Below are 13870 nucleotides of genomic sequence, written 5' to 3'. Positions count from 1 at the left end.
TAAGCACTGAAAGTTACAGTTGGCCGAACTTGAAACTCTCCCTGTCAATGGGCGAACTGCTGCAGTTTCATATCGGCCGGAGCTCCTGTGGATAAGCGTCGATATGGTGCGCTGCAACTTCGCAGACACTTTGCCTCCATAGGGGCCGGAACTTGTTATGCCGACTTTCCCGAGAATATCTGCCCGGGCAGCACGCACCTGCGTCCTGACCCTGTTGCTGGCCCTGGCGAGCCAATCTGCAAGCGCCGTCGAGCAACCGCTGTTGAGCCTGGACAGCGCCCTGGCCCGAGCCTTTGCCAACAACCCTGAACTGGCCGCCGCACGCTGGGAGATCGACATCGCCCAAGGCGCCCGCCAGCAGGCCGGGCTCATCCCCAACCCGGTGCTGTCGGTGGACGCCGAGGACACCCGCCGGGATTCGCGCACCACTTCGGTCAAGCTCAGCCAGGCCCTGGAGCTGGGGGGCAAGCGCGGAGCACGGATCGACGTGGCCAGTCGCGGTCAGGAGCTGGCGGCCCTGGAGCTGGAGCGGCGTCGTAACCAGTTGCGTGCGGATGTTCTGGATGCCTATTACACGGCGCTGCGGGCCCAGGAGCGCACCCAACTGGCCGGGCGCTCCCTGGCCCTGGCCGAACGGGGCGTGGCGGTAGCCCAGGGCCGGGTCAACGCCGGCAAGGCCTCGCCGGTGGAAGCCACCCGGGCCCAGGTACAACTGGCCGAGGTGCGCCTGGAACTGAACCGGGGGCAGATGGAGCAGGACAATGCCTACCGACGCCTGGCCATGGTCACTGGCGCGGCCACCAGCGACTTTGCCGGGGTGCAGGAGCAGCCTCTGGCACTGGCGGCGCTGCCGGCTCCGGCACAGTTGCTTGGCCGTCTGCCGGAAACCACCGAACTGCGCCTGGCGGAGCAGGAAGTGGTGCAGCGTGAGGCGTCCCTGGGGCTGGAGAAGGCCCAGCGCATTCCCGACCTGGACGTCAGCGTGGGCAGCCAGTACGACGCCAGCGCCCGGGAGCGGGTCAACCTGGTAGGGCTGTCGATGCCTTTGCCGCTGTTCAATCGCAACCAGGGCAACGTGCTGTCCGCCGCCCGCCGCGCCGACCAGGCCCGGGACCTGCGCAACGCCACCGAATTGCGCTTGCGTACCGAAACCCGCCAGGCCCTGGAACAGTGGAACACCGCCCGGGGCGAGGTGCAGTCCTTCAACCAGACCATCCTGCCCGCCGCCCAGCGTGCGGTGGACAGCGCCACCCAGGGCTTCGAGATGGGCAAGTTCAGCTTTCTCGACGTTCTCGATGCTCAACGCACCCTGATCGGCGCGCGCACCCAGTACCTCGCCGCGGTGGCGCAAACCACCGATGCCTGGGTACGGATCGAGCGCATCTACGGCGACCTCAGCCGTTGGTGAAACCCTGGCTGATGGGCCTGGCGTGCCTTGCCGCGTTGCTGGTGAGCGACTGCAGTGGCGCACCCCCGACAGCCCCCGAAGACCCACCCGCGCATTGGTGCGTGCATGAGCTGCATCGGGCCATTGGTCAATGGCTGTTTCCCTCTACCCCGTAAGGCAGCGCCTGGCGCTACCGACCCTCGATCGATTCAGGAGTCCCCATGGATAAAAAACGCAGCCTTGTTCTGGCCAGCACGGCAGTGGTCGGCCTCGGGCTGGCGGCCTTGCTGCTGCCGGGCCTGTTCGCCAGCCCGGCAACGGTGCCCCAGGCCGAGGAGGCCGGGCACGGCACCCAGGAGCCCGAGGGCCATCTGGAACTCAGCCCGGAACAGATCCAGGCCGCCGGCATCGAGCTGGCCGCAGCCGGTCCGCGGCGCCTCAACCGGGTACTCAGCCTGCCGGGAGAGATCCGCTTCGACGAGGACCGTACCTCGCACATCGTGCCCCGGGCCGCCGGTGTGGTGGAGTCGGTACAGGTCAACCTCGGCCAGGCGGTCAAGCGCGGCGAACTGCTGGCGGTGATCGCCAGCCAGCAGATCTCCGATCAGCGCAGCGAGCTGGCCGCCGCCGGGCGGCGGGTGGAACTGGCCCGTACCACCTTCCAGCGCGAGCGCCAGTTGTGGGTCGACCAGATTTCCGCCGAGCAGGATTACCTGCTGGCACGCCAGGCCCTGCAAGAGGCGGAAATCGCCCTCAACAATGCCCGGCAGAAGATGAATGCCCTGAGCGGCAGCGCCCAGTTGGTGGGTGGCAATCGCTATGAAATGCGCGCGCCGTTCGACGGTGTGGTGGTGGAAAAACACCTGAGCGTGGGCGAAGTGGTGGGCGAAACCAGCGCCGCGTTCACCCTCTCGGACCTGTCCCAGGTCTGGGCCACCTTCGGCGTGTTTCCCAAGGACCTGGACAAGGTCCGGGTCGGCCAGCCGGTGCAGGTCAGCTCCAGTGAGCTGGGGACCCAGGTCCAGGGCCAGGTGGCCTACGTCGGCAGCCTGCTGGGGGAACAGACCCGCACCGCCACGGTGCGGGTGACCCTGGCCAACCCCAATGACGCCTGGCGCCCGGGGCTGTTCGTCTCGGTACAGGTGGCCACCGAAGCCTTCGACGCACCGGTCAGCGTGCCGCAGACGGCGATCCAGACCGTGGAAGACCGGCCCTCGGTGTTCGTCCGCGTGGCCGAGGGGTTCCAGGCCACGCCTGTGGTCACCGGGGCCAGCCAGGACGGTTTTGTCGAGATCCGCGAGGGCCTCGAATCCGGGGCCCAGGTAGCCGCCCGCGGCAGCTTTACCCTCAAGTCCGAACTGGGCAAGGGCGCGGCCGACCACGGCCATTGATCGGCCTCATCAGAGAGTGACTTCCCATGTTTGAACGCATCATTCAATTCGCCATCGAGCAGCGCATCATCGTCCTGCTGGCGGTGCTGCTGATGGCCGGCGTCGGCATCGCCAGCTACCAGAAGCTGCCGATCGACGCGGTGCCGGACATTACCAACGTCCAGGTGCAGATCAACTCCGCGGCGCCGGGGTTCTCGCCCCTGGAAACCGAACAGCGCATCACCTTTCCCATCGAGACGGCCATGGCCGGCCTGCCGGGGTTGCAGCAAAGTCGGTCGCTGTCGCGCTCGGGGTTGTCCCAGGTAACCGTGATCTTCAAGGACGGCACCGACCTGTTCTTCGCCCGCCAACTGGTCAACGAGCGCCTGCAAGTGGCTCGCGAGCAATTGCCCGACGGTGTGGAGGCGGTGATGGGGCCGATTTCCACCGGGCTCGGGGAGATCTTCCTGTGGACCGTGGAGGCCGAGGAGGGCGCCCGCAAGGAGGACGGCACGCCCTACACCCCCACCGACCTGCGGGTGATCCAGGACTGGATCATCAAGCCGCAACTGCGCAACGTGCAGGGCGTGGCCGAGATCAACACCATCGGCGGCTTTGCCAAGGAGTACCAGATTGCCCCGGACCCCAAGCGCCTGGCGGCCTACAAGCTGACCCTGAGCGACCTGGTGACGGCCCTGGAGCGCAACAACGCCAACGTCGGCGCCGGCTACATCGAGCGCAGCGGCGAGCAGTTGCTGATCCGCGCGCCGGGGCAACTGGCGTCCATCGAAGACATCGCCAACATCGTCATCAGCAGCAGCGACGGCACGCCGATCCGCGTGCGCAACGTGGCCGACGTGCAGATCGGCCGCGAGCTGCGCACCGGCGCAGCCACCGAGAATGGCCGGGAAGTGGTGCTGGGCACCGTGTTCATGTTGATCGGCGAGAACAGCCGTACCGTGTCCCAGGCGGTGGCGAAGAAACTTGAGGAGATCAACCGCTCGCTGCCCGAAGGCGTGGTGGCGGTCACGGTGTACGACCGAACCAACCTGGTGGAAAAGGCCATCGCCACGGTGAAGAAGAACCTCTTCGAGGGCGCGCTGCTGGTGATCGTGATTCTGTTCCTGTTCCTGGGCAATATCCGCGCGGCGCTGATCACCGCCCTGGTGATCCCGCTGTCCATGCTGTTCACCTTCACCGGCATGTTCAGCAACAAGGTCAGCGCCAACCTGATGAGCCTCGGTGCCCTGGACTTCGGCATCATCGTCGACGGCGCGGTGGTTATCGTCGAGAACGCCATCCGCCGCCTGGCCCATGCCCAGCAACACCACGGGCGCATGCTGACCCGCTCCGAACGCCTGCATGAAGTCTTTGCCGCGGCCAAGGAAGCCCGGCGCGCGCTGATCTTCGGGCAGTTGATCATCATGGTGGTGTACCTGCCGATCTTTGCCCTTACCGGGGTGGCCGGGAAAATGTTCCACCCCATGGCCTTCACTGTGGTCATGGCGTTGCTGGGGGCGATGATTCTCTCGGTGACCTTCGTTCCGGCGGCCATCGCTCTGTTCGTCACCGGCAAGGTCAAGGAAGAGGAAAACCTGCTGATGCGCAGCGCCAAGCGCGGCTACGCCCCGGTGCTGGACTGGGTGATGGCCCGGCGTGGCCTGACCTTCGCCCTGGCCGGCTTGATCCTCGCTGGCAGTGCGCTGCTGGCCAGCCGCATGGGCAGTGAATTCATCCCTAGCCTCAGCGAAGGCGACTTTGCCCAGCAGGCCCTGCGGGTGCCCGGCACCAGCCTCACTCAGTCGGTGGACATGCAGCAGCGCCTGGAGAAAACCCTGCTGGCGCAAGTGCCGGAGATCGAGCGGGTGTTCGCCCGCACCGGCACCGCGGAGATCGCCTCGGACCCGATGCCGCCGAATATTTCCGACAGCTACCTGATGCTCAAGCCCAAGGCCCAGTGGCCGGACCCGAACAAGTCGCGGGAGGCGCTGATCGCTGATATCCAGCGTGCCAGTGCCCTGGTGCCGGGCAGCGCCTACGAGCTGTCGCAGCCGATCCAGCTGCGCTTCAACGAGCTGATTTCCGGGGTGCGCAGCGATGTTGCGGTGAAGGTGTTTGGCGATGACATGGCGGTGCTGAACAAGACCGCTACGCAAATTGCCACGGCATTGCAGAGCTTGCCTGGCGCCTCGGAAGTCAAGGTCGAGCAGACCTCGGGGCTGCCGGTACTGACCATCAATATCGACCGCGACAAAGCCGCGCGTTTTGGCCTCAACGTGGGGGACGTGCAAGACACCATCGCCGTTGCGGTGGGCGGGCGCCAGGCCGGCACCCTGTACGAAGGCGACCGGCGCTTCGATATGGTGGTGCGCCTGTCCGATCAACTGCGCACCGATATCGACGGCCTGTCCCGGCTGCTGATTCCCATACCGGCGACGGCGGGCACGGCCAACGGGCAGATCGGCTTCATCGCCCTGTCGGAAGTGGCCAGCCTCGATCTGGTGCTGGGCCCCAATCAGGTCAGCCGCGAGAACGGCAAGCGCCTGGTGATCGTCAGCGCCAACGTGCGCGGGCGCGATATCGGTTCCTTCGTCGAGGAAGCCACGGCGTTGATCGGCGAGAAGGTCAAGGTCCCGGCGGGGTACTGGACCACCTGGGGCGGCCAGTTCGAGCAATTGCAGGAAGCGTCCCAGCGCCTGCAAGTGGTGGTGCCGGTGGCGCTGCTGTTGGTGTTCGGGTTGTTGTTCATGATGTTCAACAACGTCAAGGATGGCCTGCTGGTGTTCACCGGGATTCCCTTCGCCCTGACCGGCGGGATCATGGCCCTGTGGCTGCGGGACATACCGCTGTCGATCTCGGCGGGGGTGGGCTTCATTGCCTTGTCCGGGGTCGCCGTGCTCAACGGCCTGGTGATGATTGCCTTTATCCGCAACCTGCGAGAGGAAGGGCGCTCGTTGTCCCTGGCGATTCATGAAGGCGCCCTGACCCGATTGCGCCCGGTACTGATGACCGCCCTGGTGGCCTCCCTGGGCTTCATCCCCATGGCCCTGGCCACCGGCACCGGCGCCGAAGTGCAACGGCCCCTGGCCACGGTAGTGATTGGCGGCATCCTGTCCTCCACCATCCTCACCTTGCTGGTGCTGCCTGCCCTGTACCAATGGGCGCATCGCAGGGAAGAAGACTGATCGCTTGCCAGCGAAGGTGACCTTACGGACGCCTTCGCTGGTAAGCCAGCTCCTACGGGGGAACCACCGGCCCACCGCTCAGAATCGAACCGACACACTGTAGGAGCCGGCTTGCCGGCGAAGGCGATCTCGTGGGCGCTTTCGCCGGCAAGCCAACTCCTGAGGGGATGGTTTTCATGGGGGACCGCGCAGGTGTGCCAGGCAAAAAAAAGCGCCCCAAGGGGGCGCTAAAAATTCATCTCTTTCCAAAGGAGCATCAGAAAAAACGCTTCAAGAGATGAATGTGCTCGGTAGGCAATCGCTGTCAGATGTCTTCTTCGGCCGTGGTGGGCGCAGAAGCATCGCGAGGGGCTTTGCCGGTGCTGCCGGTGGCGGCTGTTTCCTGGTTGGCGTCGCCGTGGATCTGTTCCTGGCTGGCCAGGAAAGCTTCGCGGACCTGCTGTGGGCGTTCGCTGCCATCAGCGGCCCAGGTAGCGGAGCTGGTTGTGGCCAGTAGGCCGATCAATAACAGTTGGGTTGGGCGCATGAGCTTCTCCTGACACGTTGGGCGGCCGTGAAAAACACGGTGGCTGCCAGTGTGTCCGGGAGTATATGAAGGCCAACCTAACGAGAAGGTGAGGCCGATATTACAGTTCTGAAAGGCATGAGTCTGTGAAGAAGTTTTAACACCGGGCAGGCCTGGCGCCTGCCCGGAGCCGCTCTCTAGAGCAGGGCCAGGGGGTACTCGACGATCAGGCGAAACTCTTCCAGGTCGGATTCGAACTGGCTGGAACGGATGGTCGCCTGGCGGATGCGCAGGGACAGATCCTTGAGGCTGCCGCCCTGGAACACGTACTTGGCTTCGATATCCCGCTCCCAGCGGCGCTGGTCGGTCAGTGGGTCACCTGCCGCATCGCGGCGCATGTACACCGAGTTGGCGTGGCTGTAGTCGGCGCCGCTGCCGCGGGCGTAGCGGGTCATGAACGACAGGCCGGGAATGCCCAGGGGCTGCATGTCGAGGTCGTAGCGGACCATCCACGAGCGTTCCTTGGGCGAGTTGAAGTCGCTGTACTGGATCGAGTTGTCGAGGAAGATCGAGTCCGACTGGCGCAGGTAGTCGAAGTCGTCGTTGCCGTTGTTGCGCTGATGCGACAGGGCCAGGGTGTGGGCGCCGTAGGTGGCGCCGACCTTGGCGCTCCAGATGTTGTTGTCGAGCTCGCCCAGGAGCTTCTTGCCTTCATCGACGGCCTTGTAATAGTTGAAGCCGCTGAACAGGCTCAGTTGGTCGGACAGCGGGTAGTTGCCCGCGACGCCGAAGTAGTACTGGTCCCAGGCGTCCTTCAGGCGGCTGCTGTAGAGGCTGAAGTTGAGATTGGAGTTGAGCCGGTAGTCGCCGCCGAAGTAGCCGACCCAGGGCGAGTCCACCTTGCCGGCGTAGAAGGTGGCGAAGCCATCGCGCATCCCACTGCTGTCGGGCTGGCTCATGGCATGCAGGCGGCCGCCCTGCAGGTTGAGGCCGTCGATGCTGGTGTTCTCCAGGGTCACCCCGCGAAAGCTTTCCGGCAGCAGGCGGGAGTCGCCGTAGTGCACCACGGGGGTCTTGGGAAACACATCGCCGACTTTCACCACGGTATCCAGGGCTCGCATTTTCACCGCCCCCCCAGCCTTGCCGTAGCTGTCGGCGGGCCGGTTGTCGTGGTTCAGCGGCAGCATGCCGAAGGAGCCACCGCCGCCGCTGCGGCCGTTGCCAGAGTCGAGCTTGAGGCCGTACATGGCAAAGGCATCGAGGCCAAAGCCCACCGTGCCCTGGGTGAAGCCGGATTCGAACTGGCCGATCAGGCCCTGGGCCCAGGCTTCGGAATAACCGTTGCCGGTGGGGCTGGACTGGCCCTTGCGGTCGTCGCGGTTGAAGTAGAAGTTGCGCAGTAGCAGGTCGAGGCGGCTGCCTTCGACAAAGCCTTCGGGCCGTTCCTCGGCGGCCACTGCCGCCATAGGGCTGAGCCCCAGTACCGCAGCGAGCACGGACAGGGACAAGGGGGGATTGATACGCATGGGGGGCGCTCCTGAGTGTTGGCAGCTATCAACTTTTATATCGCCAGAGGCGTTCTTATTGGGCTCGACCGGCAGGCGTCGCAACGCCTGCCCAGTCGCTGTCGATAGTTGCAAACGGCAGATAACGGCGGGGTGACCCGGTCATTACAATTGTGCAAGAAAGCCGTCCAGGGCCCGGGCCAAAACCCCGACGGGCCGGGGGTTATCCCGGGTAGGGCGGGCTGTCGGCAGCGCCCATTACAGATAAGTAATCTGCCCGCGATCATCCTGACAGGGTCGGTTGCTTATCCTCGCTGGCGTCAACTGGACGAGGAAACTGTGATGAAAGCAATCAACCTGAGTCTCGCCGCGCTGCTGTTGAGCCTGGCTTCCCTGGTGCAGGCCGAAGGGGGAGGCGACCGTACGTTCGCCCGGGCCATGGTGGAAAACCAGAAGGCCATGGAGCGCTATGCGGCGAACCAGGGCAAGCCGGCGCCGGTGGTGCAGGCGTACCGCTACGGCATGAAGCTGGATGTCGCCAAGGTGGTCAACGTGACCCCGCCGATCAAGTCCTGCGAGGTGGTGCCTTCGCGCATGACGTATGAGGATTCCGCCGGCCAGCTCAAGACCATCGAGTACCAGGTCATGGGCCAGTGCCGCAACAACGGCAGTTGATGGGCCGCCGGCGCTGCTGTGCCGGGCCCGCAGGGGTGGGCCCGGCCAGCGTGGCTGCACTCAGTCGTTGCCGGAGCCGGGGTGCAGGGCGACGATCATGTCCACTTCCACCGAGGCATTCTTGGGCAATTGATAGACCCCCACCGAGGTCCGGGTGTGTACGCCGGCGTCGGCAAAGATCGAATAGAGGACTGCGGAGGCGCCGTCCGCCACTTCGCTCTGCTGGGTGAAGTCCGCCGCGCTCTGTACATAGACGTTGATCCGCAGGATGCGCTTGATCCGCTGCAGGTCGCCGAGCATCTGCTCGAGGATCGCCAGGGCCCGCAGGGTGCAGATCTGCGCCCCGTGCCGGGCCTGCTCCAGGGAGGTTTCGGCACCGACCCGGCCAACCACCATCACGGTGTTGTCGATACGCGGGATCTGCCCGCTGACATACACCTCATCGCCATTGCGCACCGCCGGCACGTAATTGCCGCCAATGCGCATCTCGCCTTCGAAACTGTGTCCGACCTGTGCTGCGGCCTGCTGGAAAAGTGCCTTGCGTGATGCATCCATAGTCCAACTCCGTCGATCGCCCTGGAATTTCCCGTCGCCGACTATACGCGCTCCTTGGTTGCGCGAAATCCCCGGCTGCGGGCCCGAATTCCGCGGCCTTGCTGGCTGCGGAATTATTTTTGTCAGACAAGCCTTAATGGCTATTAAGAAAAATCTTTCAGGGCCGATGTTAGGCCCAAAGCAGTCCACTTTTTCAGCCCCCCCCCCGGTACATCCTCATGTTCAATAAACGCTTGAAGCAGGAGTTGTCGACTCTACGCGAAGAACTTTCGAGCCTTCAGCAAGTGAAGGAGAGCCTTGAAAGCGAGATGCTCGTCATCAACCTGAGCGCCGATGGACGGATTCAGTCGGTCAATCACAATTTCGCCCAGGAAATGCTCTACAAGACTGGCGATCTGGTGGGCCGGGCCCTGGAGGACATCGTCCCGGAACACGTCAAGCATGATGAGTTTCACCTGCGGTTCAAGGCGACCCTGACCCGGGGCGAACACTTTGCCGGGGCGGTGCGGCTGCTGCGCGGCAATGGCCAGGAAGCCTGGCTGCGTTCCATCTCCCAGCCGGTTCGCGACTCCGAGGGGCGGATCAAGTATTTCGCGATCTTCTCCAGCGACCTGACCCGCACCATCGAGGCCTCTCGGGAGCACGAGAACCTGATTGGCGCCCTGATGCGTTCTACCGCGCTGATCGAGTTCGACCTCAACGGCAACGTGCTGACGGCCAATGACCGCTTCCTTTCCAGCATGGGCTACAGCCTGGCGCAGATTCAGGGCAAGCATCACCGCATCTTCTGCGAGCCGGAAGAGTACAACAGCCAGGCCTACCAGGCCTTCTGGAAACGCCTGAACGCCGGGGAGTTCATCGCCGAGCGCTTCAAGCGCGTCGACGCTCATGGCCGGGTGGTCTGGCTGGAGGCTTCCTACAACCCGGTCATGGACGCCAACAACAAACTCTACAAAGTGGTGAAGTTCGCCACCGTGATCACCGACCAGGTAAACCAGGAACTGGCCGTGGCCGAGGCGGCGGGCATTGCCTACAACACCTCGCTGCAGACCGACAACAGCGCCCAGCGCGGCACCACGGTGGTCACCGAGGCGGTGAACGTGATGCGCGATCTGGCCAAGCACATGCAGGAGGCCGGCGAAGGCATTGGCGCCCTCAACGAGCAATCCCTGGTGATCGGCAGCATCGTCAAGACCATCAGCGGGATTGCCGAACAGACCAACCTGCTGGCACTCAACGCGGCCATCGAGGCGGCCCGGGCCGGTGAGCAGGGGCGTGGTTTTGCCGTGGTGGCCGATGAAGTCCGGCAACTGGCCTCGCGCACCAGCAAGGCCACCGAGGAAATCGTCGGCGTGGTGCGCCAGAACCAGGACATGGCCCGCGAAGCCGTGGAACTGATGGCCGAAGGCAAGCTGCAGGCCGAGCAGGGGCTAGCCCTGGCGGCGGAAGCCGGCACCGTGATCGTCGAGATCCAGGACGGCGCGCAGAAGGTGGTCAGCGCGGTCGGCCAGTTCGCCAACCAATTGTCCTCCTGATTGCTCCCCAGCACAGTGCTCCCGCCACGGGGCACTGTGGATTTCAGGGCGGCATCGGCCAGCCCCGGCGCCCTTGGCGCCATTCATTTCCCACGCTGAGACACTCGGGCCTGACCGATAGGGCCCCGGGCGACGGCTGCGCCCAAGAAAAACCAAGAAATTTCCTAGAGGCTTGTAGGAAGTGTCTGGAAAGTGCTGCGAGGCTTGGAGAAAGCCCAAACTGCGCCGATGGCTAGGGGTTGTTGTATCCACTCCTAGTCTGTCGGTGTATCCATGTTCAACAAACGTTTGAAGCAGCAACTTGCCACCCTGAGCGACGAGCTGAACGCTCTGCAGCAATTCAAGGCCTGCCTGGAAAGCCAGGTGCTCAATCTCGAACTCGATGGCGAGGGGGCCATCCGCCGGGCCAACCAGAACTTCATCCAGGCCCTGGAACTCGATGGCCAGCCACTGGCCGGCGTGGCCCTGGAGAGCATCATCTCGCGCCACCCGCAGGCTGTGCCGTTGTATCGCGAATTCAAGGCGGCCCTGGGGCGCAACGAAAGCTACACCGGCCAATTGCGCCTGCAACGCGGAGGCGGCCGCGAGGCCTGGCTGCAGGTCTGCGTGCAGCCGATCCGCGATGGCGCCGGGCGGCTCGATCATTACAACCTGATCTGCACCGACCAGAGCGCTTCGGTGGAAAGTGCCTGCGAGCATGAAAACCTGATGGCGGCGCTGCTGCGCTCCTCTGCGGTGATCGAGTTCGACCTGCAAGGCCGGGTGCTGACGGCCAACTCGCGGTTTCTCGCCTGCATGGGCTACCGGCTGGATGAGGTCCAGGGCCAGAACCACCGCCTATTCTGTGAACCGCAGGAATACGAGGGGCCCGGCTACCAGGAGTTCTGGGCACGGTTGAACGCCGGCGAATACATCGCCCAGCGGTTCAAGCGCATCGACAGCCAGGGCCGGGTGGTGTGGCTCGACGCGTCCTACAACCCGGTGCTGGACGCCAGTGGCCAGCTCTACAAGGTGGTGAAGTTCGCCATCCTGATCACCGATCAGGTGAACCAGGAGCAACGGGTGGCCGAGGCGGCGGACATCGCCTACAGCATCTCCCGACAGACCGACACCAGCGCCCAGCGCGGCTCGGCGGTGGTCACCGAGACCCTGGACGTGATGCGTGACCTGGCTACCTGCATGCAGCAGGCCGGGGACGGCATCGAAGCCCTGAACGAGCAGTCCCTGGTGATAGCGAGCATCGTCAAGACCATCAGCGGGATTGCCGAACAGACCAACCTGCTGGCCCTCAATGCGGCCATCGAAGCGGCCCGGGCCGGTGAACAGGGACGGGGTTTTGCGGTGGTCGCCGATGAGGTCCGGCAACTGGCCTCGCGCACCAGCAACGCCACCGACGAGATCGTCGGCGTGGTGCGCCAGAACCAGGACATGGCCCGCTCGGCGGTGGAACTGATGGCCGAGGGCCGGCAGCAGGCGGAGCAGGGCCTGACCCTGGCAGCGGAGGCCGGCGCGGTCATCGTCGAGATTCAGGACGGTGCGCAGAAAGTGGTCAGCGCGGTCGGCCAGTTCGCCAACCAGCTGTCGGCCTGAGGACGTGGGCGTGGACCTTGGGGGCGCACGCCCGGGTTGCTAGCGTGGCGCAGGCCCATGGCACTCGTAGTGCAAGCGGTCGAACCACTCGCCGTGCAACAGGAAGCTGCGCCGCGAATGGCCGTAGCAAGAGAAGCCGCAGGCTTCCAGCACCCGCACCGAACCGGTGTTCTGCGGCCGCGCATTGGCTTCGATGCGGCTCAGTTGCAGTTCGCCGAAGGCGCGCAGCAGCACCTGCTGCACCGCAGTGCGGGCAATGCCGCGGCCGTTGAAGCGGGCGCCGACCCGGTAGCCCAGTTCCGCGCAATTGAAGTAGGGGCGCTGCACCCGGTGCAGGTTGACGCGCCCCACCAGCACTGCGTTGTCGCGGATCAGGAACTGATAGCCGCGGTCTGCCTCGGCATCCTCGCACGCCTGCTTTATGGCTTCGGCGACCCCTTCGCGGGAGTAGTAGGTGGCAGGCCGGGCGTTGATCGAGGCTTCGAAGAACGCTCGGTTTTCCCCTTCGAAGGCCAGCAGGTCATCCAGGTCGTCGAGGTGTGGAGCGCTGATGTGCAGGTGGGTCATGGTGCCAGTGCCTCAATCCGTGAAGGCGCTTTCTTCTCACGATCCGCGGGTGTTCAGCAAGCCTCCAGGTGCGGTTTGATCAGCTCGGCGAACCATTCGATGAACACGTTGAGGCGGCGCGAGCGATGGCGCCGGTCGGGGTATAGCGCGCAGATATCCATGGGCGCCACCGGCAGTTCACGGAGCACCTGCACCAGCTCGCCACGGTCCAGCAGGTGCTGCACGTCGAAGCGTGGCACCTGGATCAGCCCCAGCCCCTGCCGGCAGCAGGCGATGTAGTTCTCGACGTTGTTGACGATCACCCGGCTGGGCAGCCCCAGCAGGTGCTCGCGACCTTCCAGCAGGTATTCCCAGGGCTGCTCGCGGCCGGTGTCCGGGGAGGCATAACCGACCATCCACTGGCCGTTCTGCAGGTCCTGGGGGGTGTGGGGCTCGCCCTGTTCGGCCAGGTAGGCGGGGCTGGCGCAGTTGATCAGCGCCAGTTGCCCCAGGGGGCGGGCGACCAGGCTGCTGTCGGCCAGGCTGCCGACGCGGATCGCGCAGTCGATGCCTTCCTGGACCAGGTCGATGCTGCGATCGCTGGCGCCCAGGGCCAGTTGCAGGCCGGGGTATTGCGCCAGCCATCGGGGCAGGGCGGGGACGATCAGGCGCCGGGCGATGCGGCTGGGCACATCGATGTTCAAGCGCCCGCTGACGTCTATCTGGCGGTGGTGGAACAACTGGTTGAGTTCGGCGGCGTCTGCCAGCAAGCGCCGCGCCCGTTCCAGCAGAATGGCGCCGTCGGCGGTCAACTGCACGTGGCGGGTGGTGCGGTGCAGCAGTCGGGTGCCGAGGCCGGTTTCCAGTTGCTGCACGGCGGAAGAGACGGTGGCCCGTGGCAGTTCCAGGGCATGGGCAGCCTTGATGAAGCTACCCATGTCGGCCACCTGGATGAACACGCGGTATTGCTCAAGCTTATCCATCGTTTGAACGATCCTGGTTCGGGGGCGCCTGACG

At 64.8% G+C, this 13870-nt stretch carries 11 protein-coding genes; 6 read left to right on the top strand and 5 right to left on the bottom strand.

The window, feature by feature from the left end:
• Positions 1-157: 157 nt before the first annotated feature.
• The 3 genes from ABCR88_RS27755 to ABCR88_RS27745 all read left to right on the top strand — a co-directional run bounded on the left by ABCR88_RS27755 (position 158) and on the right by ABCR88_RS27745 (position 5942).
• Positions 158-1408, top strand: a complete 1251-nt coding sequence (locus ABCR88_RS27755; RefSeq protein ID WP_015637027.1) for a TolC family protein — start codon at positions 158-160, stop codon at positions 1406-1408.
• Positions 1409-1608: 200 nt separating this feature from the next.
• Complete coding sequence (locus ABCR88_RS27750; RefSeq protein ID WP_350403711.1) at positions 1609-2778, top strand: efflux RND transporter periplasmic adaptor subunit; 1170 nt, start codon at positions 1609-1611, stop codon at positions 2776-2778.
• Between the two features lie 26 nt (positions 2779-2804).
• Positions 2805-5942 (top strand): CusA/CzcA family heavy metal efflux RND transporter, encoded by a 3138-nt coding sequence (locus ABCR88_RS27745; RefSeq protein ID WP_325985237.1) that lies wholly within the window; start codon positions 2805-2807, stop codon positions 5940-5942.
• A 304-nt stretch (positions 5943-6246) separates the two neighbouring features.
• On the opposite strand, the gene ABCR88_RS27740 is transcribed toward ABCR88_RS27745, so the two are convergent.
• Together ABCR88_RS27740 and ABCR88_RS27735 are read right to left on the bottom strand one after the other, a co-directional pair.
• Positions 6247-6468, bottom strand: coding sequence for a hypothetical protein (locus ABCR88_RS27740; RefSeq protein ID WP_011063459.1), 222 nt, complete (start codon positions 6466-6468; stop codon positions 6247-6249).
• Positions 6469-6644: 176 nt separating this feature from the next.
• Positions 6645-7973, bottom strand: coding sequence for an OprD family porin (locus tag ABCR88_RS27735; RefSeq protein WP_325985236.1), 1329 nt, complete (start codon positions 7971-7973; stop codon positions 6645-6647).
• A gap of 321 nt (positions 7974-8294) precedes the next feature.
• On the opposite strand from ABCR88_RS27735, the gene ABCR88_RS27730 reads away from it, so the two are divergent.
• Complete coding sequence (locus tag ABCR88_RS27730; protein ID WP_103289258.1) at positions 8295-8627, top strand: DUF2790 domain-containing protein; 333 nt, start codon at positions 8295-8297, stop codon at positions 8625-8627.
• Positions 8628-8687: 60 nt separating this feature from the next.
• Here ABCR88_RS27730 and ABCR88_RS27725 read toward each other — a convergent pair whose 3' ends face one another.
• A complete protein-coding gene (locus ABCR88_RS27725) occupies positions 8688-9182 on the bottom strand; it encodes a RidA family protein (protein WP_011063456.1) in 495 nt (164 codons plus the stop codon).
• Positions 9183-9400: 218 nt separating this feature from the next.
• Between ABCR88_RS27725 and ABCR88_RS27720 the strand changes: the two genes are divergently transcribed.
• Positions 9401-10717, top strand: a complete 1317-nt coding sequence (locus ABCR88_RS27720) for a PAS domain-containing methyl-accepting chemotaxis protein (protein WP_325985235.1) — start codon at positions 9401-9403, stop codon at positions 10715-10717.
• Between the two features lie 273 nt (positions 10718-10990).
• The gene (locus ABCR88_RS27715) at positions 10991-12307 is read left to right on the top strand and encodes a PAS domain-containing methyl-accepting chemotaxis protein (RefSeq protein ID WP_325985234.1); all 1317 of its coding nucleotides are present in this window, start codon (positions 10991-10993) and stop codon (positions 12305-12307) included.
• A gap of 39 nt (positions 12308-12346) precedes the next feature.
• Here ABCR88_RS27715 and ABCR88_RS27710 read toward each other — a convergent pair whose 3' ends face one another.
• Positions 12347-12874 (bottom strand): GNAT family N-acetyltransferase, encoded by a 528-nt coding sequence (locus ABCR88_RS27710; protein ID WP_236185617.1) that lies wholly within the window; start codon positions 12872-12874, stop codon positions 12347-12349.
• 53 nt (positions 12875-12927) lie between these two features.
• Positions 12928-13836: a LysR family transcriptional regulator gene (locus ABCR88_RS27705; RefSeq protein WP_019093558.1), complete on the bottom strand. Its 909-nt coding sequence runs from the start codon at positions 13834-13836 to the stop codon at positions 12928-12930.
• Positions 13837-13870: the final 34 nt, after the last annotated feature.

Origin of the sequence: Pseudomonas sp. W17 (assembly GCF_040268305.1) — a bacterium.
Classification (GTDB): Bacteria; Pseudomonadota; Gammaproteobacteria; order Pseudomonadales; family Pseudomonadaceae; genus Aquipseudomonas; species Aquipseudomonas protegens.
This window is presented reverse-complemented; position numbering and strand designations above follow the sequence as displayed.

Coding starts and splice junctions, on each gene's coding strand:
- ABCR88_RS27735 (WP_325985236.1), bottom strand. CDS start 7,973: ATGCGTATCAATCCCCCCTTGTCCCTGTCCGTGCTCGCTGCGGTACTG.
- ABCR88_RS27720 (WP_325985235.1), top strand. CDS start 9,401: ATGTTCAATAAACGCTTGAAGCAGGAGTTGTCGACTCTACGCGAAGAA.
- ABCR88_RS27750 (WP_350403711.1), top strand. CDS start 1,609: ATGGATAAAAAACGCAGCCTTGTTCTGGCCAGCACGGCAGTGGTCGGC.
- ABCR88_RS27725 (WP_011063456.1), bottom strand. CDS start 9,182: ATGGATGCATCACGCAAGGCACTTTTCCAGCAGGCCGCAGCACAGGTC.
- ABCR88_RS27730 (WP_103289258.1), top strand. CDS start 8,295: ATGAAAGCAATCAACCTGAGTCTCGCCGCGCTGCTGTTGAGCCTGGCT.
- ABCR88_RS27755 (WP_015637027.1), top strand. CDS start 158: ATGCCGACTTTCCCGAGAATATCTGCCCGGGCAGCACGCACCTGCGTC.
- ABCR88_RS27740 (WP_011063459.1), bottom strand. CDS start 6,468: ATGCGCCCAACCCAACTGTTATTGATCGGCCTACTGGCCACAACCAGC.
- ABCR88_RS27705 (WP_019093558.1), bottom strand. CDS start 13,836: ATGGATAAGCTTGAGCAATACCGCGTGTTCATCCAGGTGGCCGACATG.
- ABCR88_RS27710 (WP_236185617.1), bottom strand. CDS start 12,874: ATGACCCACCTGCACATCAGCGCTCCACACCTCGACGACCTGGATGAC.
- ABCR88_RS27745 (WP_325985237.1), top strand. CDS start 2,805: ATGTTTGAACGCATCATTCAATTCGCCATCGAGCAGCGCATCATCGTC.
- ABCR88_RS27715 (WP_325985234.1), top strand. CDS start 10,991: ATGTTCAACAAACGTTTGAAGCAGCAACTTGCCACCCTGAGCGACGAG.